Genomic DNA, 26,246 nt, shown 5'->3' with positions numbered 1-26,246 from the left:
TGGTAGGCGCCTCGCGCGGGGTCAGCCCCGCCGGTCGAGCCCCGCGAGGTCGGTGGCGACCGTGCGGGCCCGGGCGGCCCACGTGTGCTCGTGGCGGGCCTCGCGGACGTGCGCGGCGACGGCGTCGACCTCACCGCGGTGGTCGCGCAGGCGGGCGAGCACCCGCGCGAGATCCTCGGCGTCGTAGTCCGCCGTCCAGCCCAGGTCGCCGCCGCGGACCGTGCGGCCGGCGAGCGTGCCCGTGGTGGCGAGCACCGGCTTGCCGTGGCCGATGTACTCGTAGAGCTTGACCGGGGCGGCGAAGTCCCGGTACTCGGACGGCTCGACGACGATCGAGCACAGGTCCGCCCGGCCGAACAGCGGCAGGAGCCCGTCGCCGCGCTCGTGGACGACCTCGACCCGGTCGCCGAGCAGGTCGGCGTACTCGCTGCGGGCCGCGTCCCAGGAGTCCTGCGGCGTGCACAGCAGGAGGTGGACGCCGTCGGTGTCCCGCACCGCGCGGAGCAGCTCGTGCATCCGGTAGTAGGAGGTGACGTTGCCGACGTAGAGGATCGTCAGCGGGCCGTCGGTGCGCGGGACGTCGCGGATCGCGCCGCCCGGCGGCAGCGGCGCCATCTGCTCGGGGCGCAGGTGCGGGACGTGCTCGGCGATCTCCCGCGAGGGCACGTAGACCCTGTCGAGCAGCCGGCGGTAGGCGCGCAGCTCGGCGTGGTAGAGCGTGCGGGTCCCGGCCGCGACGACCGGGTGTACGCGCTCCGTGTACTCGGGGTAGCGCCAGTAGATGTCCCGGTAGAACACGCTCGTCGGCACGCCGTGGCGCCGCAGCAGCCGGGCGAGCCGCAGGTCGACGACGGGGTGGGTCGGCAGGTGGTGCGGCTCGGTCAGCACGGTCGGCATCGTCGAGGACTCGCCGTAGGCGAGGTCGACCCGCAGCCCGCCCCTGAGCCGCCGGGCGAGATCGCGCACGGCGGCCGCGCGCTCCTTGCCGTGCCCGGTCACCTCGATCACGTCGTACCCCAGCTCGCGGAACGCACCGAGCATGCGCACCGGACGGATGCCGGAGCCCGACGTCGACCCCTCGCCGAGCGGGTAGGGCGCGTGGAAGACCATCGTCCGGCCGGCGCCGGGCAGCTCGGAGGTCATCGGGCCGCCCGTGCTCATCGGCCGGCGCGGACGTCCGCCGCGAGGGCGTGCGCGCCCGCGTAGCCCGCCGCGACGGTGGGCACGGAGAACCGCTCCCCGATCGTCGCGGCGACCTCGGCCGCCGTGAGGTCGGCCGTGCGGTCGTGGACATCGAGGACCGCGTCCGCGTAGGCGCCCGCCTCCTGGCGGTCCACCAGCGCCCCTACGCGCGGGTCGATGTACTCCCCCTGCCCGCCGGTCGAGCCGACCACGACGGGGCGGCCCGCGACGAGGGCCTCGGCGCAGGAGACGAAGAAGTTGTCCCCGCGGGTCGGGCCGAGGAACAGGTCGGCGGCGGCGAGCTGCTCGAGCACGCCGTCCCGGTCGAGGGTGCCGGTGAGGTGGATCCGCTCGGCCACGCCGACCTCGTCGGCGCGGTCGCGGACCGCTCCGGTCAGCGGACCGTCGCCGACGAGCGTGAGGTGCGCGGGGTGCCCACGCCGGCCGAGCTCGGCGACGACGTCGACGGCGAGCAGGGGGTCCTTGCGCTCGACGAGCCCGCCGACGCTGACCAGCCGCAGCTCGCCGTCCGGTGCGGGCCGACCGGGCACGTCGGCGAGCGGCGGCACGATGCAGGGCACGACGACGGTGGGTGCCTCGCCCCGCACGGCGCGGATCGGGCGGGCGAGGAAGTCGCAGACGGCGGTGACGACGTCGGGCCTGCCCAGAAGGCTGCGCACGAGCGGGAGCACGGCGCGGGTGCCGAGCCCGAGGTTCTCCGGGCTGGTGAGGCCGGAGTAGTGCTCGGTGTGGACCCAGGGCGCGCGCGGGCGGCCGACCGAGAACGGCAGGAGCGCGGAGATCGCGGTGGTGTGGACGACGTCGGCGCCGTCGAGGACGGACGGCAGCGCGGCCGCGACCTGGGCGATCTGGTCGGGGCGCGAGGGGGTCATCGGCAGCCGCAGCACCTTGAGGCCCTCGTGGCGCACGTGCCGGGTGCCGTCGTCCTGGTGCGCGGGCACGAGGTGGACGACGTCGACCGTGTCGCCGCGCGAGGCCATCGCGTGCGCGTCGCGCACGACGAACGACCCCGAGCTCGGGGCAAGGGAGGTGGGGAACCAGGTGGTGACCACGACGACGCGCATGACTCGAAACTACCCGGCTACGCTCGGTAACCGTGAAGATCCTCTCCGTCGTCGGTGCCCGCCCCCAGTTCGTCAAGCTCGCCCCGATCGCGCACGAGTGCGCACGCCGCGGGGTCGAGCACGTCATCGCGCACACGGGCCAGCACTACGACCCGCTGCTGTCCGACGTCTTCTTCTCCGAGCTGGAGATCCCGGCGCCGGACGTCCACCTCGGGGTCGGGTCAGGCAGCCACGGTCAGCAGACCGGAGCGATGCTCGCCGCGATGGACGAGGTCCTCACCGAGCACCGCCCCGACTGGGTCCTCGTCTACGGCGACACGAACTCCACGCTCGCCGGCGCCGTCTCGGCCGCGAAGCTGCACGTGCCGATCGCCCACCTCGAGGCGGGGCTGCGCTCGTTCAACCGGCGCATGCCCGAGGAGATCAACCGCGTGCTCACCGACCACGCGGCCGACCTCCTGCTCGCGCCGACCCAGGTGGCCGCCGGCCACCTGGCCGGCGAGGGCCTGGCGGAGCGGACCGTGGTGGTCGGCGACGTGATGACCGACGTGCTGCTCGCGACGCGCGCCGCCGTCGGCGACGCCCGGCCCGCGGCCCTGGCCGAGGAGGGGCTCGACGACGGCGGCTTCTACCTGGCGACGATCCACCGCGCGGAGTCCACCGACGACCCCGAGCGGCTGCGGGCGATCGTGGCGTCGCTCGCCGGTCTCGACGCGCCGGTCCTGCTGCTCGCGCACCCGCGCCTGGTGGCGAAGGCCGAGGCTGCCGGCATCGACCTGTCCGTCGGGTCGCTGCGCACGCGCACCCCGCTCGGGTACCGCGACCTCGTGGCCGTGGCCGACCGGGCGCGCGGCGTGGTCACCGACTCCGGCGGGCTGCAGAAGGAGGCATTCCTCCTGCGCACCCCGTGCACCACGGTGCGGACCGAGACCGAGTGGGTCGAGACCGTCGAGCTCGGCTGGAACGTGCTCGTCGAGCCGGGCGACGCCCTGCTCGCCGCCGCGACCCGCCCCCGCCCGGCGGACACGGACGCCACCCCGTACGGCGACGGCGATGCCGCCGCTCGCGTGCTCGACGCGCTGACCGCGCCCCGCTGACAGGAGACCGCCATGACCACCGGGAACGACCCGCTCGACAACTGGGGCCCCGACGCGCCCGTCCACCGCGAGACGCCCGCAGCCGCACCACCCGGTGCCGGTGCACGTCCCGGAGCCGTGCCTGGCGCCAGGCCCGGCGCGGGTCCGTCGCTCGAGGCCCGCAGGCGCTCGCGTCTCGTCGTCGTGTCGACGATGGCGGTCACCGACCTCGCCATCGTCCTGGTCGGCCTGCTGTTCTTCGAACCGCCGACGCAGTGGGTGGTCGTCGCGGTCGGCGTCCTCGGCCTCGGCGTGGCCGCGTACATGTGGAACATGCTCGGCAGGCAGATCCGGGGGCTCGAGGAGGACGAGCGCGAGCGCGGCGCGAACCCGCACTACCCGGACGCCTGATCTACAGAGTGCTGCAGGCCTCCCGGTAGGCCACGACCGAGTCGTCGACCGTCTGCCAGTCGCCGATGATCGCCGCGTTCGAGGACTCTTCGGCGGCGCTCGCCAGCTCGGCGTACCGGTCGTCGTCCGAGCCCGCGGCCTGAGCGAGCGACGACATGGCCTCGAACCGGAAGAGCGCTGCAGGACCGCCGGAGAAGTGCTGTTCCGCGTCGAAGCTCTCCGGAAGGGTGTCGACGATCTCGCACGCTCGTCGTGCGTCGACCTCCGCGCTCGCCCCGGTCTCCCCCGGCGCGTCCGACCCCTCCCCGGCGAACGCGAACCACCCACCGGCGAGACCACCGACCAGGCCCACGAGGGCCCCGACGGCCAGTCCGGCCGGGAACCGTCGATCTCGGTGGCCGAGGGAGCGTGACCCCTCCGGCTCGGCATGGTCGATGGTCCGGTCCTCGCTCGACGTCGTCGTGGCAGTCGCTCCTCACCTCGGTCCGCCGCACCCTGCACGTCGATGTGCACAGTCATCGCCCCTGCTCGACGCTCTGCCGGTCTGATGCACCGTCGGACGTACCGCCCGTCGGCGCTCCTCGCGGGAGGGTCGTGCGCAGGGACAAGTCGAACGTATCCCCCCACGGGGGGGTGCCAGCGATCAGGGATGATGTGACGGAGTCGTGACCTCCACCGCGGCCTCCACACCTGCCGGTCCGGTCGGCGACACCCCCTGGTCGCCTAGCCCGACGACGCGGCCCCCGCGCCGACCGCGACGGCGAGCAACGCCGTCGCCGCCGTACCGGTGAGCGTCCGCAGCGCGTTCCACCGCCGCCACGGCCGCTCGAACGCGGCACGCGCGGCGGTGAGTTGCGCGGGGCCGCCCCCGGACGCCCGGTCGAGCGCGACGTTGAGGGGCACGTTGCGCGCGAGGGTGATCGCCAGCGTCGCCGCCGTCGCCACCAGGCCCGCGAGGAGCCAGGGCGACGCGGGGCGCGCAACGGTGGCCGCCACGGTCGCGAGCGGCGTGCCGACGAGCACAAGTCCGAACAACGGGTTCTGGATCGCCCGGTTGATCGAGCGCATCGCGGCGACGAACCCGGCGTCGTCGACCCGGGCCAGGCCCGGCATCACCGCGCAGGTGAACCCGAGGAACAGGCCGGCCGTCAACCCGTTGCCCACCGTGGCGGCGGCGAGCGCGGCGGAGCCGGCGCTCACGGGACGGCCACCCCGACGAGCGCGTCGATCGTCGCCCCGACCGGAGTCGTCACCCGGACCGTGCGGTCGCCGCGCGGCGCGAGCAGACCTGCCGCGTCGGCCCTGTAGAGCTCGGCGAGGCTACGTGCCACGTGCGGTGCGAACCCGGCGCCCTCGAGGGTGTCCGCCCAGGCGGACTCGGGCACGACGGCGACGTGCAGGTCGCGCCCGAGGACTCGACCCAGCTCAGCGGCGACCTCCCGCTCGGTGACCTCGGGCCCGAGCACGTCGACCACCTCGCTCGCCCCGATCGGCACCCGCAGGAGGTCGGCGGCGACCGCCCCGACGTCAGACGTCGCCCCCATCGGCACGGGCACGTCCGCCGAGCACGCGAGAACGGGGTACACCCCCTCGGCGCGGGCGACCCCGAGGACGTCGGCGACCTTCTCCTGGAAGTGCCCGGATCGCATCGCCGTGAGGATCGTCGCCCCGCGCAGTGCCTCCTCCAGGCGGTGCAGCCCGGCGATCGGCCCGGTCCCCGAGCAGAGGTCGGCGACGCCGGAGGAGAGCATGACGACGCGGGGCACGTCGGCGTCGGTGACGGCACCGGCGATCGAGCGGACGAACGCGTCGGCGTGTCGGTCGAGGTCGTCGGCCCCCAGGTCGAACGGCAGGAGGACGAACATCGCGTCCGCGCCGCGCAGGGCGTCGGTCAGGCCGGCGCGCTCCGCGAGGTCGACGAGCCGGGCCTCGGCCCCCGCGGCGCGCCAGCGCGCAGCATCGGGCTCTCGGCGGACGAGCACCCGCACCTCCTCCCCCGCCTCGAGCAGGCGGTGCGCGGCCGCTCCTCCGACGTGTCCGGTGGCTCCGGCGATGACATACATGGCGTGCTCCCTCGTGGTGGTCGGCGCCCCGGCGCTCCCGGGACGGCGACCTCGACGCTAGGGGCCGACATATGGCGTTCCCAGCCCAGTTCCGCCCGTTTCCTTGCCCGATCGTCCGGATCCGCCCACGGCCCCAGGCGGAATGCGCAAGGATCGACACCATGACGACGCGGCCCTGGGAGACGCATGACCGGCTGGCGCGCGCTCTCCAGACGCTGCGGATGCGCGGCCTGCTCTACACGCGCTCCGACCTGACCGCACCCTGGGCGCTACGGATGCCGACGGTCCCCGACTCGCTCAGCTTCCACGTGGTCACCTCGGGGGCGTGCCGGCTCGAGGTCGAGAGCGGCGAGACGGTCGAGCTCGCGGCCGGGGACCTGGCGCTCGTCCCGCACGGCCGGGGGCACGTGGTGGCCGGGGTCGACGGCGCGGACGGCACGCGTGGCGCCGGCACGCCGCGGGCCGTCGAGGAACTCCCGCAGCGCTGGCTCGGCGAGCACTACTCGGTCCTCGAGCACGGCGGGGGCGGCGCGCGCACGCAGCTGGTCTGCGGGATCGTCGCCTTCGACGAGCCCGCCGCGCGCGAGCTCGCCCGACGGCTGCCGGCCGTCCTCGTCACCGAGGGGGACGCCTCACCGATCGGGTCGGCAATCCGCGACACGCTGCGCCTCATGGTCGACGAGCTCACCCACCCGCGCCCGGGCGGCGAGGCCGTGGCGACCCGGCTCGCCGACATCCTCGTGGTCCAGGTGATCCGGGACTGGCTCGCACGCGACGACGCCGCCCGCGACGGCTGGCTCACCGCGCTGCAGGACGAACGGATCGGGCGAGCCCTCGACGCGGTCCACGCCGAGCCCGGCGGCCACTGGAGCGTGGAGCGGCTCGCACGCACGGCGACGATGTCCCGGTCGACGTTCGCCGCACGGTTCGCCGAGCTCGTGGGCGAGACCCCGAACGGCTACGTCACGCGGTGGCGGATGCGGATCGCCCAGGAGCGCCTGGCCTCGGGCACGGCGACGGCCTCGCAGGTCGCGGCGGAGCTCGGCTACCGGTCCGACGCGGCGTTCAGCCGGGCGTTCGTCCGCACGGTCGGGCAGACGCCGGGCTCGGTCCGGACCGCCGCGCGAGCGTCCTCGTCCTGACCGGCAGAGGATCCTCGTCCTGACCGACCCAGGCGTGCCCTCTGCATCAGCCGGCGGAAGAGCCAGGTCTGTCGCGAGCGCTCCGCTCGGATCGCTCGGCCTTGGCCTCGCCCGGGTCAGGCGGGTTGGCACGCGTCACGTCCGGGCCTGCCGCGACGACGCGAGTCGACCGGTCGGACCCCCGCTGCCCCCGTCACCGCGCACCAGGCGGCGCAGCCACCGCGGCTCGGCCAGGATCCCGTCGAACGGCAGCCTGTCGCACACGACGTGGAGCAGCGCGCACAGGGCGACCACCACGATCACGAGGAGGACGAGGAAGAGGAGGTCGGCGTGGTCGTAGGGCTCGGCGTAGCGCCGCGCCGTCCCGACCACCTTCCACCGCGCCAGGACGAGCAGGGGCATGTGGGCGACATAGATCGCCAGCGTGCGCCGCCCCAGCCAGTTCCACATGCGGGCCCCGGGGAGGCGGGTGAGGACGATGCCCAGGAGCGCGACCGCGGGGAGGCCGAGGAACGTCAGCAGGTGCTCGTCGAGACGGTCGGTCGTCAGCACGAGTCCCCGCTCGGTGCGGGCGAGCGCAAGGGGGACGAAGATCAGAGCCGAGATCGCGCCCGCCCCGACCAGCCATCGCTGCCGGACCCGCAGGGCGGGGGCGACGAGGAAGCCGAGGAGGTAGAAGGGCGCGTAGGAGAAGAACTTCTCCGTCTGCCCGCCGAGCTCCGGGTAGACGGGGGTGAGCAGCATCGCGGCCGCCACGGCGACGATGAGGACGGGGTGGGAGCGCAGGAGTCGCGCCACCACGGTCATGACGGCGAGGCCCCAGATGAACCACAGGTAGTCCTCCGGGATCATCACCTGGGCGAGCAACCACCGCGCCGGTCCCGCCGGCATGGCCTGGTCGATCCCGACGCGCCAGGATGCCAGGACGACCTCGACGAGCAGCCAGACGCCGAGGATCCACACCATGGGAACGATGCGGGTGCCGATCACCGTCCGCCACGGACGCGCGGCGGCGTGGCTGAAGAGCGCCCCGGAGAGGAAGAACAGGGCGGGGATGCGGATGAGCTGCGCCACGCGCACCGAGGGCGCGATCTCGGTGACCGGCATGTCGGCGCGGCCCAAGAACATCAGCGCGTGGCCGACGACGACGAGGATGACGAGGAAGCCCCGCGAGGCGTCGATCCACGCGACCCGGCCGGCTGTCCCGACGCCCCCGCTCACGCGGCGACCACGGTGCGCTGGTCCCTGGACCGCCCCTGGTGGGGGCTGAGGATCGCCCACGGGCTCCGGACAGCACTTCGCATCGGGTCGAGACTAGCCGAGGTCCGACGGCGCGCCCCGTGCCGTACTCGGGCGAGAACTCCCCGTCCGGACGGTGCCGCGGACGATCGCGATCCGCGACGATCGTGGCATCCGTCCGCCCGCACGCCGCCCGTGAGGACCGCAGCGCCATGATCCCCGCCCCGTCCTCGCACGCCGGGCCCCGCGCACGAACGACACGGGCCCCGTGAGCCGTACCCGGCGTCGCGCCCGCACCCGGGCCGCAGCCGTACGGTCCACCGCCGGCGTGACCGGTCCGGGCGGGATCGACATCCCCTGGGAGGAGATCAGGGGTGTGCGCGTGGGCGCCCTCCCGGTCAAGCACGGCGCCGACGTCGTCGAGGTCGCCGGCATCTGACTCCTCAGCAACCTGGGCCGGTCCGGGCGCCAGGGGCAGCACCTCGCAAACCGCGCGGTGACGGGCTCGGTCCGTCACGCCCGCCGGTGGTGGTCCTCGTCGACCACTCCGCCGAGCGTCTCGGCATCGTCGTCCGCGTCCTCGCCGAGGAGCTGGGTCGGCGCGGGCTCGGTCTCTACCAGATGTGACGACGAGAGAGCGGCGCGCTGACCATGAGGCATCGCCATGGGTATATCGCACGATATAGTCGGGTCATGGCGAACTCGGTGCGAGAGCTTCGTGAGGCTGCCGGCCTCAGTCAGGTCGAGCTGGCGCACCGGTCCGGGGTGGCCCAACCGAACATTGCCGCCTACGAGGCCGGAAGGCGCAAGATCTCGACAGCGATGCTGGACCGACTGCGAGCGGCAGTGCGGCCCCTGCCACGCGACGCGCTCGCCGCGCACCGCACGGGACTGTTGAGCCTCGCCGCTCGGTACGGCCTCAGCAACGTCCGCGTCTTCGGCTCCGCCGCACGCCGGGCCGACAGCCCGGGTAGCGACCTGGACATCCTGGTCACGCGGACGCCGGGCACGGGACTGCTCACGATCACGGCATTCGCATCAGAGGCGAGCGAGCTTCTCGGTGTCGAGGTCGACGTGGTCACGGACGGCGGTCTGCGTGCGGACCACGAGATTCTGGCGACGGCTGTCGCGGTATGAACGAACGGGACGCCAGGGCGCTGAGGGAGATCGTCCGCCTGTGCGGCGTCGGCGCCAATCTCGTGGTGCGCGGCCACGAGTGGTACCGCACCGACCCTGACAACGTCCCGGGCCTGGCGGCGGAGTCGCTGATCATCAAGATCGGCGAGAACGTCGCGCGCCTGAGTACCGACACCGCTGACCGGCATCCAGAGGTGCCGTGGTCACACATCAAGCGGATGCGGGACCGATTGGCGCATCACTATGAGGGCACCGACTACGGAGCGGTCTGGGACACGCTCGTCGTCGATCTGCCGACCATCAACAGATACATCCGGTCGCTCGACGTCGGCTGACGATCGACGGACCACACATCCGTCTCCGGTCGGTCGGCGCGCCGCCCGACGACGAGAGAGCGGCAATCGGTCTCGACATAGAGACTGTGAAGTCTCCAGACATCGGTGACGTTTGTGTCTCAGGACATCGGTGACGGTATGTCTGGACTTGGTGGTGACACTTCGGGTGCCGGGATGGGCCGATGGGTCAGAACCAGGAGATCAGCAGCACGGTGCGGTACGCCATCACGCAGTGGCCGACGAAGGCGCCGCGGGGCGCGGTCACGGAGTTCTGTCAGCGCCACGGGATCAGTCGGAAATCGTTCTACGCGATCCGTTCCCGAGCGGCCAAGGAAGGCCCGGTCGCGGCGTGGAAGCCGCGCTCGCGCCGGCCCCATCGCTCGCCTGCTACGACGTCCGCAGAGGTCATTGAACAGGCGCTGAACGTGCGACGTGATCTGGAAGCGGAGGGCTGGGACTACGGGCCGATCAGCGTGATGGACAAGATGATCGAGCTTGGCCTCACGGCCCCGTCCAGGGCGACGCTGGCCCGGATCTTCCTCGCTGCCGGGGCGGTGGAGCCCGAGCCGCGTAAACGTCCCCGCGCAGCGTCTCGCCGGTTCGTCTACCCAGCACCGAACGCGATGTGGCAGCTCGATGGTTTTGAGTACCCGTTGGCCTACGGAGACCAGGCCACGATCTTGCAGGTCATCGATGACCACTCCCGCAAGATCCTGGCCTCGAGGGCCGCCCCCTCGGAGAACTCCACCGACGTGCTGGCCGTGGTCCGTACCGCGATCAGCAGACACGGCGTGCCCCAGCGGTTCCTGACCGACAACGGTCTCGCGCTGAACCCGACCCGCCGTAAGGTCCGTGGCCAGCTCGTGGACTACCTCCACGGGCTCGGCGTCAATGCCATCGCCAGCCGACCCGGTCGACCGACCACAGCCGGTAAGAGCGAACGACACCACCAGACCGCCGCGAAGTGGTTGGACAAACAAGAGCTCGCTGTCGGCCTGCCCGCGCTGCAGGAACTGCTCGATGAGTTCGAGGAGCGCTACAACACCGAGCGCCCCAACCAGGCACTGCAGGGACGGATCACCCCCGAGCGTGCCTGGCAGGCCACCGCGAAAGCACCCGAGCCCGAACCGCCCGAGGTCTCGCTGCCCGAGCCCCCACCGCTACGCAACGCGACAGGAACGGCCACCCGACAGGTCACCGCTGCGGGCAACGTCCAAGTCATCGGCACCCAGTTCCAAGTCGGCAAGCACCGCGCCGGACAGACCGTGCACATCGTCTGGGACGTCAAGACCGTGGAGTGCTTCGAGGACACCGGCGAAAGCATCCAGACCTACCCCCGGCCCGCTCCTAGGACCCGGTACGTCGGCAACGGCAAACCCCGCGGATTCCTCGCCACCCAGCCCAACCGTCACCGAAGTCCCGAGACACCAACTGTCACCGAAGTCCTGAGACACCAACTGTCACCGAAGTCCTGAGACAAGAACCGTCACCGAAGTCCTGAGACATCACAGTCTCGACATAGAGACAGATTGCCGCTCGCTCGCCAGGATGATCGGCCCTCACCCGCCGGGCCGGAGCCGGCAGGCAGGGTGGACGTCAGTCGAGCAGGGCGGTCGCCGTGGGCGAGTCCGTGGCCGACAGCGAGAGCTCCTCGAACTCGTTGACGCCGTCGAGCTCGGCCCCCATGGAGATGTTGGTGACGCGCTCGAGGATGACCTCGACGACCACCGGCACCTGCGACTCCTCGGCCATCCCCTGCGCCTTGACGAACGCCTGCTCGAGGTCGTCCGGGTCCGTCACCCGGAGTGCCTTGCAGCCCAGGCCCTCGGCCACCTTGACGTGGTCGACGCCGTACTCCGCCACCTCGGCGGAGTTGATGTTCTCGAAGGCCAGGGACACGTGGTAGTCCATGTCGAACGCGCGCTGCGACTGGCGGATGAGCCCCAGGTAGGCGTTGTTGACGACCACGTGGACGTACGGCAGGTGGTGCTGCGCGCCCACCGCGAGCTCCTCGAGCATGAACTGGAAGTCGTAGTCGCCCGACAGCGCGACGACCTTCGTCGTCGGGCGGGCGGCGGCGACGCCGAGGGCGGCGGGGCCAGTCCAGCCGAGTGGGCCGGCCTGGCCGGCATTGATCCAGTGCCGCGAGGCGTAGGTGTGGAGGAACTGGGCGCCGGCGATCTGCGACAGGCCGATCGTCGACACGTAGACGGTGTCCCGGTCGAACGCCCGGTTCATCTCCTGGTACACGCGCTGCGGCTTGATGGGCGTCTCCGGGAAGTTCGTCTTGCGCTGGAGGGAGCCCTTGCGCTGCTGCGTGTCGGCGACCCACGCCGCGTAGTCCGGCAGCGAGCCGGCGGCCCTGCGCTCCTTGGCGATCTCGACCGCGCTGCGCAGGAAGGCCCCGGCGTCGGACGTGATGCCGTAGTCGGGCGCGAAGACGCGGCCGATCTGCGTCGGCTCGATGTCGACGTGGACGAACGTGCGACCGCGGCGGTAGACCTCGAGGCCGCCGGTGTGCCGGTTGGCCCACCGGTTGCCGACCCCGAGGACGAAGTCGGACTCGAGGAAGGTCGCGTTGGCGTAGCGGTGCGAGGTCTGGATGCCCGCCATGCCCGCGGACAGCGGGTGGTCGTCCGCGATGGCGCCCCACCCCATGAGGGTGGAGACGACCGGGATGTTCAGCGTCTCGGCGAGATCGACGAGCTCCGCCTCGGCGCCGGCGTTGACGATGCCCCCGCCCGCGACCACGAGCGGCCGCTCGGCGGCCTGCAGCATGTCCAGCGCCTTGGCCACCTGGCGGTGGGTGGCGGCGGGCTGCTGCACGGGCAGCGGCTCGTAGGTGTCCGGGTCGAACTCGATCTCGGCGAGCTGGACGTCGAGCGGGAGGTCGATGAGCACCGGGCCCGGACGACCGGAGCGCATGAGCTGGAACGCCTTGGCGAACACGCCGGGGACCTGTGCGGCCTCGAGGACGGTCTTCGCCATCTTCGTCACCGGTGCGGCGATCGAGGCGATGTCGACCGCCTGGAAGTCCTCCTTGTCGAGCTTCGCGACGGGCGCCTGGCCGGTGAGGCACAGGATCGGCACCGAGTCGGCCCACGCGGCGTACAGGCCGGTGATCATGTCGGTGCCGGCCGGGCCGGAGGTGCCGATGCAGACGCCGATGTTGCCGCGCTCGGCGCGGGTGTAGCCGTCGGCCATGTGCGAGGCGCCCTCGACGTGGCGGGCCAGGACGTGGTGGATGCCGCCGTGCTTGCGCATGGCGTCGTACAGCGGGTTGATGGCGGCGCCCGGGAGGCCGAAGGCCTGGGTGGCGTTCTCCTTCTCGAGGATGGCCACCGCGGCGTCGACCGCTCTCATTCGAGGCATGACGTTCTCCTTGTGGTTCGGTGGGTCACTCGCGCCCGGACAGGCGGGCGATGGTCTGGAAGAGGCCGGAGTGGTCGAGCTGGCCGTCCCCGGCGGCCCGGGCGGCGGCCATGAGCTGGCCGACGAGCGCGCCGACGGGGGCGACGACGCCCTCCTCGCGCGCGGCGGACGTGAAGATGCCCAGGTCCTTGTGGTGCAGGTCGATCCGGAAGCCGGGATCGAAGGAGCGGTCGAGGATCTTCTGCGCCTTCTGGTCGAGCACGGCCGAGCCGGCGAGCCCGCCGCCCAGCACCTCGATCGCGGCCGTCGTGTCGACGCCGTAGGCCTCGAGGAAGACGACGGCCTCGGCCAGCAGCGCGATGTTGCCGGCGACGATGAGCTGGTTGGCCGCCTTGACGGTCTGGCCGGAACCGGACGGTCCGACGTGGACGATCGTCTTGCCCACGACGTCGAAGACCTCCTTGGCGGCGGCGAAGTCCTCGTCCGCACCGCCCACCATGATCGACAGCGCCGCGTTCTTCGCGCCGGCCTCGCCGCCGGACACCGGGGCGTCGAGGAGGCGGATGCCCTTCTCGCGGGCCGCCTCGGCGAGCTCGACGGTGACGTCGGGGCGGATCGAGGAGAAGTCGATGACGAGAGTGCCCTGCGCGGCGTTGGCGTACACGCCGTCCTCGCCGGTGAGGACGTCCGTCACGTCGGGCGAGTCCGGGACCATGACGGCGACGACGTCGGCGCCGGTCACGGCCTCTGCCACCGAGGAGGCGGCGGTGCCGCCGGCCTCGACGAGGGGGGCGGTCTTGTCGGGGGTGCGGTTGTAGCCCCGCACGTCGTGCCCGGCGTTCTGCAGGTGGACGGCCATCGGGCTGCCCATGATGCCGAGGCCGATGAAGGCGATGGTGCTCATTGGTCTCTCCCCTTGTCGGAGGTGGTGGGTGGTCAGGCGGAGCGCTGCTCGCGCGGGAGCCAGGCGAACGGGTCGGCGTCGGAGGTCTTGTACTCCAGCCCGACCGGGCCGGCGTAGCCGGTGGCGCGGATGTCGTCGATCCAGCGCGTGATCGGCAGCTCGCCGCTGCCGGGGGCGCCGCGCCCGGGGGCGTCGGCGATCTGGACGTGGGCGACGCGGTCCGCGTACCGGGCGATCTCGGCGTCCACGTCGGCCCCGTTGACGGCCAGGTGGTACACGTCGAGGAGGAGGCCGAGGTTGGTCGCGCCGTGCTCGTCGCGCACCCGGTCGAGGACGCCCACGACGTCGGCGGACGTCTTCAGCGGGTAGGCGTCCGCGCCGGAGACGGGCTCGAGGAGGACGGTGCCGCCGATGCGGTCGACGGCCCGGGCGGCCAGGGCGAGGTTCTCGGCGCCGAGGTCGTCCTGGGCCGCCGGGTCCTCGCCATCGACCCGGTTGCCGTACAGCGCGTTGAAGGCGCGGCAGCCGGTGCGCTCGCCGATCGTGGTGACGACGTCGAGGTTCGCGCGCAGCTCGTCCGAGCGCGCGGGCCAGGAGATCAGGCCACGGTCGCCGCCGGGCATGTCGCCGGCGTTGAAGTTGAGGCCCGTGAGCTGCACGCCGGCGTCGGCGAGCGCGCGGACGAGCTCGTCGACCTCGGCCTGGTCGGGGGTCGAGGTGGGGAACGGCCACCACAGCTCGACGCCGGTGAAGCCGGCGGCCCGCGCGGCGGCCGGACGCTCGAGGAGCGGCAGGTCGGTGAGCAGGATCGAGCAGTTGACGGTGTACAGGACGTCGTCGGCCATCAGGTTCCTTTTCCGCTTTGTGGATGTTTACTTCCTGATGTCGAAAACGCTAGCAGGGCGCCCGAGGGTGGTCAACCGTCAGTGCACGGCTCCGGTGAGCTCGGGGCTCAGCGCGCGCGCTAGCTGCTCGGCCGCGTCGTGGAGCAGCGGCACGGCCCGCCGCCCGAAGGCGTCGTCGACCCGGGAGGTGGGACCCGAGACCGAGATGCCGCAGCGCACGTGGTCCCCCGGCACGGCCACGGCGTAGCAGCGCACGCCGATCTCCTGCTCCTCGTCGTCGACGGAGTAGCCCTGCGCCCGCACCACGTCGAGGCGCTCGACGAGCTCCTCGAGCGTCGCGGACGCCCGTTCCGTCGGCCGGTCGATCTGCCGGCCGACCACGCGCTCGACCTCGTCGTCCGGCATCGTCGCCAGGATCGCCTTCCCGACCCCGGTCGCGTGGGCGAGCGCGCGGCGCCCGACCTCGGTGAACATCCGCATCGACCGGGTGGACTGCACCTGGCCGACGTACACGATCGTCTGGCCGTCGAGCGTGGCCATGTTCGCGCTCTCCCCCAGCTCCTCCGCGATCCGTTGGAGCACCGGCCGCCCGACCGCGCCGAGCCGCCGGTTCGCCGCCTCGCCGAGCGGGACCAGCCGGGCACCGAGCGTGTACCGGCGGTCCGGCGACTGGCGCACGTAGCCGAGCCCGACCATGGTGCGCAGGAACCGGTGGATCGTCGGGAGCGGCAGGTCGGCGGCGGCCGAGAGCTCGCTGATCGTCGCCTCGCCGCCCGCCGCCGCGATGAGCTCCAGCACGTGGAAGGCGCGCTCGACGGACTGCACCCCGCCGCTCCGGGTCGTCATGCCGCGCCGCCTCAGTTCCGCCGGCCCGGCGGGCGGCCGGCGAGCGCGTCGACCTCGCCCACGCCGGCGCCGACGGACCCCTCGACCTCGGCGGCCGATATCGCGCCGCAGTCGAGGCCGCGGGCGAGGAACCACGCCAGCGCGCGCGCCGTCGCGGGCTCGTCCATCACGGCGCCCTCCTCCTTCGAGAGGTAGGCGCGCAGGCGCTGCGCCGCGGACAGGAATCCCTCGCGGTAGTAGGCGTAGGTCACGGCGAACCGTCCCGGCAGGTGCCCGGGGTGCATGTCCCAGCCCTGGTGGTAGCCGCGCTCGAGCGAGCGGCGCACGAGACGGCCGTGCAGGGACCACGCCGCGCGCACCTGGTCCGCGTCGCCGACGGGCAGGACGTTGGTCGAGCCGTCCGAGAGCCGCACGCCGGTGCCGGCCGCGGCCAGCTGCATGACCGCCTTCGCGTGGTCCGCCGCCGGGTGCTCCATCGACTGGTAGCGGGCGGCGATGCCGAGCGAGGCGGAGTAGTCGTACGTCCCATAGTGCAGCCCGGTCACGCGCGGCGCGCCGGCGTGGATCATCCGCGCCACCAGCGCCGTGCCGTCCGCGCCGAGGACCGCCTGCGGCGTCTCGACCTGGATCTCGAACCGCAGGCGGCCGGCGGGCAGGCCGTGGACCGCCTCGAGCCGCTCGCACAGCACCACCATCGCCTCGACCTGCTCGACCGACGTGACCTTCGGCAGCGTGAGGACGAACCCGTCCGGGAGCGGGCCGGACGACGCGAGCTCGCCGACCACGAGATCGAGGGTGCGCACGCCGCGCGCCCTCGTCGCGCGCTCGAGGCACTTGAAGCGGATGCCGACGAACGGGGTGGACGTCCCGGCGTCGATCTCGGCGCGCACCGCGCGGGCGGCCGCGAGCGCGTCGTCGTCCTCGGCGTCGCCGTGATCCCCGTACCCGTCCTCGAGGTCGATGCGCAGGTCCTCGACCGGCTCGGTGGCCAGCTTGTCCGTCACCAGGGCGCCGACGCTCTCGCGCAGCTCGTCGGGCACGCCGACGGCGGCGAGCAGCTCTGCCGTCCCGCCTCCGCGCTCGATCACCTCGAGCGCCTGGCCGCCCCACTCGTGCGCGAGCCCGGCGCGAAACCGGTGCGCCGGCACGTACACGGTGTGCACCGGCTGGCGCGTGCCGTCGTCGCCCGGGTAGTCCGCCTCGAGGCGCTCGTCGGCTCCGTCGAGCATCGCGTCGACCTCGGCGAGGGTCTCCGGCGCCAGGGAGGGGCTCGAGCTGGTCATGGTTGCACTCCGATCGTTCGGACGGTGAGTTCCGTCATATGGAAGTATGGAGAGGTCGACGGGCGGTGCGGCAGCCCCGGCCCGTCCTCGGCAGCACCCTCACAGACCAGGAAGAGATGATGGCCTCCAGCTCCGGCGTCCAGTCCGTGGACCGCGCGATCGACCTCCTCGAGCTCCTCACGGACCTGGGGGGTGACGCGGCGCTGAGCGAGCTCGCCGAGGCCTCCGAGCTGCCCCTGCCCACCATCCACCGCATCCTGCGCACGATGGTCGACCGTGGGTACGCCCGGCAGCTGGCCTCGCGGCGCTACACGCTGGGCCCGCGCCTCATCCGGCTCGGCGAGAGCGCAGGCCGGCAGTTCGGCGTCGGCGCCCGCCCCCACCTCGAGCGGGTGGCGCGCGAGCTCGGCGAGAGCGCCAACCTCGCGATGATCGATCGGGACATGGCCGTGTACGTCGCCCAGGCGGCCTCCTCGCGCTCGATGCGGACGTTCACGGAGGTGGGCCGCCGCGTGTACTGCCACTGCACGGGCGTGGGGAAGATGGTCCTCTCGGAGCTCCCCGAGGTGACGGTGCGCGAGATCGTCGGCCGCGTGGGCATGCCCTCGCACACGGAACGCTCGATCGAGTCGCTCGAGGATCTGCTCGTCGAGCTCGACACGATCCGCGACCGCGGCTACTCGATCGACGACGAGGAGCAGGAGGCCGGCGTGCGCTGCTACGCCGTCTCCGTACCAGGGGCACCGACGCCGACCGCGCTGTCCGTCTCGGGTCCGGCACCCCGGGTGACCGACGACTTCGGCCGCCGGGCGGTACCGATCCTGCACGAGGTCGCCGCGGCGATCGCCACCGACCTGCTCCCGTCGGCCTGACGGAGGGGCACGATGACCGACGACGACCTGCACGACCTGCGTCCGGCACTCGCGGACATCGCCCGCGACCTGGGTGCGCTCCCCGCACCCGAACGGGTCCAGCTGCTCGTCGAGCTGGGCGACGACCTCCCGGAGCTCCCCCAGCGGCTCCGCGACCACCCCGAGCTGCTCGAGGCCGTCCGCGAGTGCCAGGCCCCGGTCTTCGTGCGCGCCGAGGTGGCAGGCACCGGGACGGACGCCCCGGTGACGATCCACGTCTCCGCCGCGCCGCAGGCCCCGGTGACGCGGGGCTTCGCTGGCATCGTCACCGCGGGGCTCGCCGGTGCGACCGCGGGCGAGGTGCTGGCCGTGCCCGCGGACCTGCCCTCCCGGCTGGCGCTGGCCGACGTCGTCAGCCCGCTCCGGCTCCAGGGGATGGCGGGACTGCTCACCCGGGTCCGCCGGCAGGTGGCCGAGGCGGCCGGGCTGCACCGGCCGGCCGACGGCACCGACGGGTGACCCCCGGCCCGTGACCGACCGGCGCCCGGTCATCGTCGCGGTTCGTCCCGCAGGTGCGGCCACGCGAGCTCAGCGTCGCTCGCCCGGTCGGCCTCGCGGTCGATCGCCGAGGCGGAGCCGGAACGCCGCCCGTGCCCGGACCGCCGGCGTACGGTCCGTTCCGCCTGCTCCCGCGCCTCATGCTCGGCCTTCCTGCGCCGGTCGAGCTGCGCGAAGTAGGCCGAGCGCCGCTCCTGGACGTCGCCGGCGACGTTGGCTCGGGCGGTCGAGCCGGCCGTGAACACCGAGGGGTCCTCGCGCCGGCCCCAGCGGAACTCGTTGAAGAAGAGGTTGAGGATGACCGCGACGATCGCGGCCGCGCTGATGCCCGAGTGGAAGATCATGCCCACCCAGGTGGGGAAGTCGTCGTAGAAGCTGGGCATCGCGATCGGGATGACACCGAAGGCGAGCGCCGTCGCGACGAGGGTGAGGTTGAGGTTGCCGTCGTACTTCACCTTCGACAGCGTCCGGATGCCCGCGACCGCGACCGAGCCGAAGAGCACGACCCCGGCGCCTCCCAGGACCGGGTTGGGGATGGCGGCGACGACTCGGCCGAGCAGCGGCACGAGCCCGAACAGCACGAGCACGCCACCACCGGCGGCGACGGCGAACCGGCTCTTGATGCCCGTGATCGCGACGAGCCCGACGTTCTGGGAGAAGGTCGTCACCGGGAAGGTGTTGAGCACCGGCGCGACGACGGTCGTGATCATGTCCGAGCGCAGGCCGTCACCGACGCGGCGTGAGTCGGCCTTGGTGTCGATGATCTCGCCGACCGCGAGGATGTCCGCCACGGTCTCGGTCATCGCGATGAAGATGACGACGGTCATCGAGATGATGGCCCCGACCTCGAACGTCGGCATGCCGAAGTGGAACAGCGAGGGCAGCGCGAAGGTGTCGCCGTCCCCGACCGCCGAGAAGTCAGCCATCCCGATGGCGGCGGCGAAGGCCGTACCGATGACGAGCCCGAGCAGGATCGACAGCCGGGAAAGGGTGCCCGAGGCGAACCTGCTGAGCACGAGGATGACGATGAGCGTGAACATCGCCAGCCCGATGTTGCCCGCGGAGCCCCAGTCCGGGTCTGCGTCGCTGCTGCCCATCATCCAGCCGGCCGCCACCGGGAACAGGGAGATCCCGATGGTGGTGATGATCGTGCCCGTGACGACCGGCGGGAAGAATCGGACCACCTGGGAGAAGAACGGTGAGACCGCCAGGCCGATCGCGCCCGCGACGAGCACGGAGCCGAAGATGGTCGTGATGCTCCCGCCGCCGGTGACGATGGTGACCATCGTCGAGACGGAGACGAACGAGATCCCCTGGACGACCGGCAGCTGCGAGCCGAAGAACGGCAGGCCGAGCGTCTGCAGGAGCGTGCCGAGACCGCTGACGAGCAGTCCCGCGGAGATGAGGATCCCCATGTCGGTGGCGCTCAGGCCGGCGGCCTGGCCGACGATGATCGGCGGCGCGACGATGCCGCCGAGCATGGTCATCACGTGCTGCAGGCCGTAGAGGATCGTCCGGCCTGCCGGGTAGGTCTCGTCCTCGGGGCGTTCGCCCTTCACCAGCTCTTCTGGCGTTGTCGTACTCATCCTGGCTCCCTTGCTCAGGTGGTGGGTCGCTGCGTGACGCCGGCGGGCGTCAGCAGAATCCGGCCGAGGTGGACCAGGCGCGCGGCTCGGGGGCGACCCCGTCGCGGCGGACCTCGGCCTCGATGAGGCCGTAGGGGCGGTCGGCGGCATAGAAGACCTCGTTCGGGTTGTCGAGCCCGTACTGGTCCAGGTCCACGAGGAAGTGGTGGAGGTTCGGCATGGAGAAGCGGAACTCCGCGATCTCCGGGTGCGCCTCGAGCGCACGCCTGCCCATCTCGAACAGGGTCTGCTGGAGCGCGAGCGAGTGGACGTCGGCGAAGGTCTCGAGCAGGATGCGGCGCACGTCGTCGTAGACGGCGTTGAAGTCGATCGCGGTGTCGAGGTAGCGCCACTTCGCGGTCACCGAGGTCGCGAGCACGCGGTCGGTCGTCTCGACGAGCGAGGTGAAGCGGTCGCGCGGGAAGCCGTGGAACTCCGACCCGGTCGACTTGAGCACCGCCAGGTCCTCCAGGCCGGCCACGACGAACGTGTCCGCGCCGTCGCGCTGGACGAGGGCGGTCCGGGTCTCGACGTCGGTGCGGACGAAGGAGTGGTTGTGCTCACCGTCGGTGGAGTTCCGGTCCAGCGAGGTGGGGATGTGCTCCCACGTGTGCTCCTTGACGAGCCAGCGCCCGCCGGAGACCCAGTCGAAGGAGCTGGTGAAGTGCTCGGCCAGGCGCAGGCCGAACGCCTCGGGCGAGCCGATGCCGTCGCGGGCCAGGCCGAAGACCGTGTTCTTCTGGGTGTCGGTGGCCACGACGGGGCTGTTGTCGCCCTCGGTGTGGGCCACGGTGAAGTCGCCGCGGAGCTGGGAGGTCACCGACAGGTCGGTGATGCAGTGGCGCGCCTCCTGGCGGTCGACCTTGACGAGGCGGACCTCGGCCTTGCCGTACTGGTTCTCACCCAGGACGATCCGACCGGTGTCCGTGGTGGCGGTGGTGCTCTCGGTCATGCCCAGCTCCCTCGATGGTGCGTGCGGTGCCGTCCGGGCGGCGGTCGACCGGACGCGATCCACCCGCGCGTCGCGTCCGGGCGAAGATCGTCGGTGTCGGGCGGCCCCGCTGACGACAATGTCATTTTCATGTGGCGGAATAACTAGTCCACCATGCGGCATCAACCTACGGGGGTGCCGGGGGCGTGTCAAGACCGCGGGCAAGGGCTCCTCGAGGGCCGTTACGGTGGCGGACGACGCCCCTACCGACCGCCGCGAAGGAGCCAGACATGACGTCGCCCAGGGCGAACGCCCCGGCCACCCCCGAGGACCTGCGCCGGCTGCGCGAGGCCGTCGACCGGTCCGCCGCGGCCCGCGCGGACGGCCGGCACCCGTTCGCCGCGACCGTCGTCGCCGCCGACGGCCGGCCCCTCGCCGAGGCCGCGAACCGCTCGACCGGCCCGGACGGGGACCCGACGCAGCACGCCGAGCTGCTCGCCGTCGCCTCGGCCGCCCGCGCGGTGGGCCCCGAGGGCATGCGCGGCAGCACGCTGTACACGAGCGCCGAGCCGTGCGCCATGTGCGCCGGGGCGGCCTACTGGACCGGGATCGACCGCGTGGTCTACGCGCTGAGCGAGTCCCGCCTGCTCGAGCTGACCGGGTCCCATCCGGAGAACCCGACGCTCGACCTGCCCTGCCGCGAGGTCTTCGCGCGCGGCCAGCGGGAGGTCGCCGTCTCGGGCCCCCACCTCGAGGACGAGGCCGCCCGGGCGCACGCGGGATTCTGGTCCTGACAAGACGCGGACGCGACCACCGATCGCTTCCGCGTTCCGAAAGTTCCCTTCCATAACCTCTTGCGTGTCGAGCGCCGCCCCGCTAACGTCCCTGCACGACGCGTCGTTGTTCCCGGCATGGATAACCATCGGCGCGGTGCAGACCTCAACCGTGCCGCTGCTGCAGCCTCCGCCCTCGGGTGACGCCGGCTGCGTACAGGAGCGAATGGCGATGGCGCCGACACGACACTCCCCTGCCTGCCTCGACCACGAGGCGGTGCGCACGTGACGATCTACCGCGCACTGGTCCTCGACACCCCGGGCGACCCGACCGCGACCGACCGACCCGCCGAGCTGCGCTCCCACGAGGACTGCGCGCTCGTCGTCGAGGGCGGCACGATCGTCGCCCGCACCGACTACGCGACCGCGCGGGCCGAGCACCCCGAGCACGACGTCGTCGACATCCGTGACGGCGTGCTGCTGCCCGGACTGGTCGACACCCACGTCCACTACCCGCAGGTACGGGCCATCGGCGGCCTCGGGATGCCGCTGCTCGACTGGCTCGATGCCTGCGCGCTGCCCGAGGAGGCCCGGCTCTCCGACCCGACGTACGCCCGCGGGGTCGCCCGGGACTTCGTCGACGGCCTGCTCGGTGCGGGCACGACGACGGCGCTCGTGTTCGGCTCCCACTTCGAGGGCGCGGTGGACGCCCTGTTCACCGAGGCCGAGGCGACGGGGCTGCGCGTCACCTCCGGGCTCGTCGTGTCGGACCGGACGCTGCCGGGCGAGCTCCTGACGACCCCCGAGGAGTCGCTCGCGGCCGGGCGGCGCCTCGCGGAGCGCTGGCACGGACGGGGACGTCTGCGGTACGCGGTCACGCCCAGGTTCGCCCTCTCGACGACGGACGAGATGCTCGCCGCGTGCGGGGAGCTCCTCGGTGACGACACGTGGTTCACGACGCACGTCAACGAGAACGTCCAGGAGATCGCCGACGTCCGCGAGCTGTTCCCCGACGCCCGGCACTACGTGGACACCTACGACCAGCACGGTCTCATCGGCGAGCGCTCGGTGTTCGCCCACAACGTCCACCCGACGCCGCACGGCCTCGAGGTGCTCGGCGCGGCGGGAGCCGCAGTGGCCCACTGCCCCACCTCCAACGCGGCGCTCGGCAGCGGGCTCTTCCCGCTGCGCGCGCACCTCGCGGCGGGCGTGCGCGTGGCGCTGGGCTCCGACGTCGGGGCCGGGACCGGTTTCAGCCTCCTCAAGGAGGGGCTGCAGGCCTACTTCGCGCAGCAGCTGCTCGGGGCGGACGGCGTGCCGCTCGCGGCCCCGGACCTGCTGCACCTCGCCACGCGCTCGGGAGCCACCGCGCTCGGCCTGGACGAGAGCGTCGGCGACCTGTCGGTCGGCAAGCAGCTCGACGCCGTGCTGCTGCGGCCCGGCCCGCGTGGCGCCCTGCGCACCGCGCTGCGCCACGCGAGCGACCCGACCGATGCGCTGGCGAAGATCTTCGCCCTCGGCACCCCTGCCGACATCGACACCGTGTGGATCGGCGGCGACGTCGCCGACGGTCCCCGCGCCTGACCCGCACGTCACCGCAGCAGCCACCCCGTCCGCAGTCCTCAGCGCGACACGTACGCCCATGGAGGCCCGCATGACCAGCAAGAAGGACGCGAGGTCCGACCGGACCCGCAGCGCCACACGCGACCACGCCGACGCGACGACGCGTCCGGCCGACGTCGCGGACAGTCCCGAGAAGCCCGCACCCAAGGGATGGCTCGACCGGTGGTTCGGCATCACCGCCTCGGGTTCGACGATCCCGCGCGAGCTGCGCGCGGGCCTCGTCACGTTCCTCACGATGAGCTACATCCTCTTCGTCAACCCCGAGGTGCTCGGGGCGGCGATCGACATCCCGAACGGGCAGGTCCAGCTCCTCATGACCACGGCGATGGCCGCCGCCATCGGCTGTCTGCTCATGGGGGTGATCGCGCGGTACCCGTTCGCTCAGGCACCCGGCATGGGTCTCAACGCCTTCTTCTCCTTCACCGTGGTGCTGGGGATGGGCGTGGAGTGGCAGACCGCGCTCGGCGCAGTGTTCATCTCCGGCATCCTCTTCGTGGTGCTCAGCGTCGTCGGCGCCCGCAAGGCGATCGTCATGGCGATCCCCATGAGCCTCAAGCTCGCCATCATGGCCGGCATCGGCTGCTTCCTCGCTTTCCTCGGGCTGCGCAACGCCGGCCTCGTCATCACCGACGAGGCCACGCTCGTCACCCTCGGCGACCTCACCGCGCCGGACGCCTGGATCGCCGTCGTCGGGCTGCTCATCACCGCCGTCCTGCTGCAGCTGCGGATCAAGGGCGCGCTCCTGTGGGGCATCATCGCCTCCGCGATCATCGCGATCATCTCCCGCGCCGAGGTCTACTCGTCCGCCGACGGCACGCCGCAGGCGTTCCAGGGCTTCACCGACGGCATCGTCGCCGCTCCGGTGTGGCCCTCCGACCTCGTCGGACAGCTCGACATCGCCGGCGCCATCGGGATCGGGCTGTTCAGCGTCGTGTTCACGTTCTTCTTCGTCGACTTCTTCGACGCGACCGGGACCCTGACCGGTCTCGCGCAGAAGTCCGGCCACCTCTCGGAGACCGGCGACATGCCGCGGGCGAAGACGGCCTTCTCGATGGACGGACTGGCCACGATGGTCGGCGCGACGCTCGGCACGTCGACCGTGAGTGCCTACGTCGAGAGCGCGTCCGGCATCCAGGACGGCGGGCGCACCGGCGTCAGCTCGTCGTTCACCGGAATCCTGTTCGCCGCCTCGATGCTGCTGTGGCCGGTCATGGGCGCCGTCCCCGGCGCCGCCACCGCACCGATCCTCGTCCTCGTCGGCGCGATGATGATGGACGGGATCCGGCACATCGACTGGGACGAGATCGCCGAGGGCGTGCCCTCCTTCCTCACGATCATCGTCATGCCGCTGACGTTCTCGATCGCCAACGGCGTGAGCATCGGCGTCATCAGCTACTGCGCGATCCAGATGTTCACCGGCGGCATCCGCAAGGTGCACCCGGTGCTCTACGTCGTCGCCATCCTGCTCGCCGTGAGATACGTCTTCTTCGTCTAGGCACCAGCGCACCGACCGTCCAGGTGCCGAGCTCGGCACCTGGACGGTCGAGGCGTTCCAGCCGCACCACCCGCAACGAGCACCCCCCGCATCGAGACTGGAGCACCACGTGAGCATCTGGATCAAGAACCCGCTCGCCACCCACACCGGCACGCCGGACGATGCCGGGGGCGGCCTCGTCGTCGACCCCACCACCGGCACGGTCCTCGAGCTCGTCCCGTCCGGCGGGGCACCGACGATCGAGCCGCAGCAGGTGGTGGACGCGAGCGAGCACGTCGTCGTGCCCGGTCTGATCAACACGCACCACCACTTCTACCAGACGCTCACGCGGGCCTGGGGGCCGGTCGCCGACGTCCCGCTGTTCCCCTGGCTCGTCAACCTCTACCCCGTCTGGGCCCGGCTGCACCCCCGGGCGCTCGAGCTGGCGACGACGGTCGCCATGGCCGAGCTCCTGCGCTCGGGATGCACGACGGCGGCCGACCACCACTACATCTTCCCCGGCGGGCTCGAGGACGCCGTCGACATCCAGGCGGAGGTGACGCGGCGGCTCGGCATGCGCGCGATGCTCACGCGCGGCTCGATGACGCTCGGCGAGCGGGACGGTGGCCTCCCGCCGCAGTCCGTCGTCGAGGACCCGGACACGATCCTCGCCGACTCCCAGCGGCTCATCGACACCCACCACGAGCGCGGCGACGGCGCGCAGGTGCAGATCGCCCTCGCGCCGTGCTCGCCGTTCTCCGTGACAACGTCGATCATGCGCGACAGCGCCGATCTCGCGGAGCGCAACGACGTCCGGCTGCACACGCATCTCGCCGAGACCGACGACGAGCAGGACTTCTGCCTCGAGCGGTTCGGGATGCGCACGGTCGACTACCTCGAGTCCGTCGGGTGGCTGACGGACCGCACGTGGCTCGCGCACGGCATCCATTTCGACGACGACGAGATCGCCCGCCTCGGGTCTGCCGGCACCGCGGTGGCTCACTGCCCGTCGTCCAACATGCGGCTCGCCTCCGGCGTGTGCCGGGGAGTCGAGCTCGAGGACGCCGGCGCACCGCTCGGCGTCGGGGTCGACGGGTCCGCGTCGAACGACGGGTCGAACATGATCTCCGAGGTGCGGCAGGCGATGTACCTGCAGCGGCTCTACTACGGCGCCGACCGGGTGACCGTGCGCCGTGCCCTGGACTGGGCGACGCAGGGGTCGGCGCGTGCGCTGGGCCGCACCGACATCGGCGTGCTCGCGCCGGGCAAGCAGGCGGACCTGGCGATGTTCCGGCAGGACGACCTGCAGTTCTCCGGCAGCCATGACCCGCTCTCCGCACTCCTGCTGTGCGGGACCGAGCGTGCGGACCGCGTGATGGTCGGCGGGCAGTGGCGGGTCGAGGGCGGCCAGGTCGTCGGGCTCGACGTGCCCGCGCTCGTCGCCGAGCACTCGGCGGCCGCCCGGGCGCTCGTGGCCGGGTAGGCGCGAGG

Annotated in this window: 26 protein-coding genes; 13 read left to right on the top strand and 13 right to left on the bottom strand. The window is 72.4% G+C overall.

Annotated elements, in window-relative coordinates; all coding sequences use genetic code 11:
* Positions 1 to 21: 21 nt before the first annotated feature.
* Both AC24HA_RS05420 and AC24HA_RS05415 read right to left on the bottom strand, forming a co-directional pair.
* On the bottom strand, positions 22 to 1,161 hold the full coding sequence (locus tag AC24HA_RS05420; RefSeq protein ID WP_425709213.1) for a glycosyltransferase: 1,140 nt from the start codon (positions 1,159 to 1,161) through the stop codon (positions 22 to 24).
* Entirely contained in the window at positions 1,158 to 2,267 is a 1,110-nt protein-coding gene (locus tag AC24HA_RS05415; RefSeq protein WP_425709214.1) for a glycosyltransferase, read from the bottom strand. Before AC24HA_RS05415 ends, AC24HA_RS05420 begins: the two co-directional genes overlap by 4 nt.
* Before the next feature lie 32 nt (positions 2,268 to 2,299).
* On the opposite strand from AC24HA_RS05415, the gene wecB reads away from it, so the two are divergent.
* Both wecB and AC24HA_RS05405 read left to right on the top strand, forming a co-directional pair.
* Positions 2,300 to 3,364, top strand: coding sequence for a non-hydrolyzing UDP-N-acetylglucosamine 2-epimerase (gene wecB, locus AC24HA_RS05410; RefSeq protein ID WP_425709215.1), 1,065 nt, complete (start codon positions 2,300 to 2,302; stop codon positions 3,362 to 3,364).
* Positions 3,365 to 3,376: 12 nt separating this feature from the next.
* Positions 3,377 to 3,754, top strand: coding sequence for a hypothetical protein (locus AC24HA_RS05405; protein ID WP_425709216.1), 378 nt, complete (start codon positions 3,377 to 3,379; stop codon positions 3,752 to 3,754).
* Between the two features lies 1 nt (position 3,755).
* Here the strand turns inward: AC24HA_RS05405 and AC24HA_RS05400 are convergent, their stop codons facing one another.
* The 3 genes from AC24HA_RS05400 to AC24HA_RS05390 form a co-directional block, all read right to left on the bottom strand.
* The gene (locus AC24HA_RS05400) at positions 3,756 to 4,106 is read right to left on the bottom strand and encodes a hypothetical protein (RefSeq protein WP_425709217.1); all 351 of its coding nucleotides are present in this window, start codon (positions 4,104 to 4,106) and stop codon (positions 3,756 to 3,758) included.
* A 371-nt stretch (positions 4,107 to 4,477) separates the two neighbouring features.
* Complete coding sequence (locus tag AC24HA_RS05395) at positions 4,478 to 4,954, bottom strand: anthrone oxygenase family protein (protein ID WP_425709218.1); 477 nt, start codon at positions 4,952 to 4,954, stop codon at positions 4,478 to 4,480.
* Positions 4,951 to 5,817, bottom strand: coding sequence for an NmrA family NAD(P)-binding protein (locus AC24HA_RS05390; protein ID WP_425709219.1), 867 nt, complete (start codon positions 5,815 to 5,817; stop codon positions 4,951 to 4,953). The genes AC24HA_RS05395 and AC24HA_RS05390 overlap by 4 nt, the downstream gene beginning before the upstream one ends.
* Before the next feature lie 161 nt (positions 5,818 to 5,978).
* Between AC24HA_RS05390 and AC24HA_RS05385 the strand changes: the two genes are divergently transcribed.
* Positions 5,979 to 6,959: an AraC family transcriptional regulator gene (locus tag AC24HA_RS05385; RefSeq protein WP_425709220.1), complete on the top strand. Its 981-nt coding sequence runs from the start codon at positions 5,979 to 5,981 to the stop codon at positions 6,957 to 6,959.
* Positions 6,960 to 7,094: 135 nt separating this feature from the next.
* On the opposite strand, the gene AC24HA_RS05380 is transcribed toward AC24HA_RS05385, so the two are convergent.
* Positions 7,095 to 8,180: an acyltransferase family protein gene (locus tag AC24HA_RS05380; RefSeq protein WP_425709221.1), complete on the bottom strand. Its 1,086-nt coding sequence runs from the start codon at positions 8,178 to 8,180 to the stop codon at positions 7,095 to 7,097.
* Positions 8,181 to 8,466: 286 nt separating this feature from the next.
* Here AC24HA_RS05380 and AC24HA_RS05375 point away from each other — a divergent pair, with 286 nt between their 5' ends.
* The 4 genes from AC24HA_RS05375 to AC24HA_RS05360 all read left to right on the top strand — a co-directional run bounded on the left by AC24HA_RS05375 (position 8,467) and on the right by AC24HA_RS05360 (position 11,145).
* On the top strand, positions 8,467 to 8,637 hold the full coding sequence (locus AC24HA_RS05375) for a hypothetical protein (RefSeq protein ID WP_425709222.1): 171 nt from the start codon (positions 8,467 to 8,469) through the stop codon (positions 8,635 to 8,637).
* Between the two features lie 254 nt (positions 8,638 to 8,891).
* Complete coding sequence (locus AC24HA_RS05370) at positions 8,892 to 9,335, top strand: helix-turn-helix domain-containing protein (protein WP_425709224.1); 444 nt, start codon at positions 8,892 to 8,894, stop codon at positions 9,333 to 9,335.
* Complete coding sequence (locus AC24HA_RS05365; protein WP_425709225.1) at positions 9,332 to 9,670, top strand: HepT-like ribonuclease domain-containing protein; 339 nt, start codon at positions 9,332 to 9,334, stop codon at positions 9,668 to 9,670. The genes AC24HA_RS05370 and AC24HA_RS05365 overlap by 4 nt, the downstream gene beginning before the upstream one ends.
* 182 nt (positions 9,671 to 9,852) lie before the next feature.
* Positions 9,853 to 11,145: a DDE-type integrase/transposase/recombinase gene (locus AC24HA_RS05360; protein ID WP_425709226.1), complete on the top strand. Its 1,293-nt coding sequence runs from the start codon at positions 9,853 to 9,855 to the stop codon at positions 11,143 to 11,145.
* 121 nt (positions 11,146 to 11,266) lie between these two features.
* On the opposite strand, the gene gcl is transcribed toward AC24HA_RS05360, so the two are convergent.
* From gcl to AC24HA_RS05335, 5 genes are all read right to left on the bottom strand, one after another.
* The gene (gene gcl / locus AC24HA_RS05355; protein WP_425709227.1) at positions 11,267 to 13,042 is read right to left on the bottom strand and encodes a glyoxylate carboligase; all 1,776 of its coding nucleotides are present in this window, start codon (positions 13,040 to 13,042) and stop codon (positions 11,267 to 11,269) included.
* Positions 13,043 to 13,067: 25 nt separating this feature from the next.
* Positions 13,068 to 13,946: a 2-hydroxy-3-oxopropionate reductase gene (locus tag AC24HA_RS05350; protein ID WP_425709228.1), complete on the bottom strand. Its 879-nt coding sequence runs from the start codon at positions 13,944 to 13,946 to the stop codon at positions 13,068 to 13,070.
* 32 nt (positions 13,947 to 13,978) lie between these two features.
* The gene (locus AC24HA_RS05345) at positions 13,979 to 14,791 is read right to left on the bottom strand and encodes a hydroxypyruvate isomerase family protein (protein ID WP_425709229.1); all 813 of its coding nucleotides are present in this window, start codon (positions 14,789 to 14,791) and stop codon (positions 13,979 to 13,981) included.
* 78 nt (positions 14,792 to 14,869) lie between these two features.
* Positions 14,870 to 15,637, bottom strand: coding sequence for an IclR family transcriptional regulator (locus AC24HA_RS05340; RefSeq protein ID WP_425709230.1), 768 nt, complete (start codon positions 15,635 to 15,637; stop codon positions 14,870 to 14,872).
* Positions 15,638 to 15,648: 11 nt separating this feature from the next.
* Positions 15,649 to 16,920, bottom strand: a complete 1,272-nt coding sequence (locus AC24HA_RS05335; RefSeq protein WP_425709231.1) for a DUF6986 family protein — start codon at positions 16,918 to 16,920, stop codon at positions 15,649 to 15,651.
* A 116-nt stretch (positions 16,921 to 17,036) separates the two neighbouring features.
* Between AC24HA_RS05335 and AC24HA_RS05330 the strand changes: the two genes are divergently transcribed.
* Both AC24HA_RS05330 and AC24HA_RS05325 read left to right on the top strand, forming a co-directional pair.
* A complete protein-coding gene (locus AC24HA_RS05330; protein ID WP_487563612.1) occupies positions 17,037 to 17,792 on the top strand; it encodes an IclR family transcriptional regulator in 756 nt (251 codons plus the stop codon).
* A gap of 12 nt (positions 17,793 to 17,804) precedes the next feature.
* On the top strand, positions 17,805 to 18,290 hold the full coding sequence (locus tag AC24HA_RS05325; RefSeq protein WP_425709233.1) for a SufE family protein: 486 nt from the start codon (positions 17,805 to 17,807) through the stop codon (positions 18,288 to 18,290).
* Between the two features lie 29 nt (positions 18,291 to 18,319).
* Here AC24HA_RS05325 and AC24HA_RS05320 read toward each other — a convergent pair whose 3' ends face one another.
* Both AC24HA_RS05320 and pucL read right to left on the bottom strand, forming a co-directional pair.
* Positions 18,320 to 19,915, bottom strand: a complete 1,596-nt coding sequence (locus AC24HA_RS05320) for a nucleobase:cation symporter-2 family protein (protein ID WP_425709234.1) — start codon at positions 19,913 to 19,915, stop codon at positions 18,320 to 18,322.
* A 49-nt stretch (positions 19,916 to 19,964) separates the two neighbouring features.
* The gene (gene pucL / locus AC24HA_RS05315; RefSeq protein ID WP_425709235.1) at positions 19,965 to 20,906 is read right to left on the bottom strand and encodes a factor-independent urate hydroxylase; all 942 of its coding nucleotides are present in this window, start codon (positions 20,904 to 20,906) and stop codon (positions 19,965 to 19,967) included.
* 269 nt (positions 20,907 to 21,175) lie between these two features.
* On the opposite strand from pucL, the gene AC24HA_RS05310 reads away from it, so the two are divergent.
* From AC24HA_RS05310 to AC24HA_RS05295, 4 genes are all read left to right on the top strand, one after another.
* Positions 21,176 to 21,679 carry a nucleoside deaminase gene (locus AC24HA_RS05310; RefSeq protein WP_425709236.1) on the top strand — a complete coding sequence of 168 codons (504 nt, stop codon included), beginning with the start codon at positions 21,176 to 21,178 and terminating at the stop codon, positions 21,677 to 21,679.
* Positions 21,680 to 21,943: 264 nt separating this feature from the next.
* The gene (guaD, locus tag AC24HA_RS05305; protein ID WP_425709237.1) at positions 21,944 to 23,242 is read left to right on the top strand and encodes a guanine deaminase; all 1,299 of its coding nucleotides are present in this window, start codon (positions 21,944 to 21,946) and stop codon (positions 23,240 to 23,242) included.
* A 70-nt stretch (positions 23,243 to 23,312) separates the two neighbouring features.
* Positions 23,313 to 24,776: an NCS2 family permease gene (locus AC24HA_RS05300; RefSeq protein WP_425709238.1), complete on the top strand. Its 1,464-nt coding sequence runs from the start codon at positions 23,313 to 23,315 to the stop codon at positions 24,774 to 24,776.
* A 109-nt stretch (positions 24,777 to 24,885) separates the two neighbouring features.
* Entirely contained in the window at positions 24,886 to 26,238 is a 1,353-nt protein-coding gene (locus tag AC24HA_RS05295; protein WP_425709239.1) for an 8-oxoguanine deaminase, read from the top strand.
* The last annotated feature ends 8 nt before the right edge of the window (positions 26,239 to 26,246 follow it).

This window comes from Georgenia sp. Z1491 (genome assembly GCF_057652395.1).
This window is presented reverse-complemented; position numbering and strand designations above follow the sequence as displayed.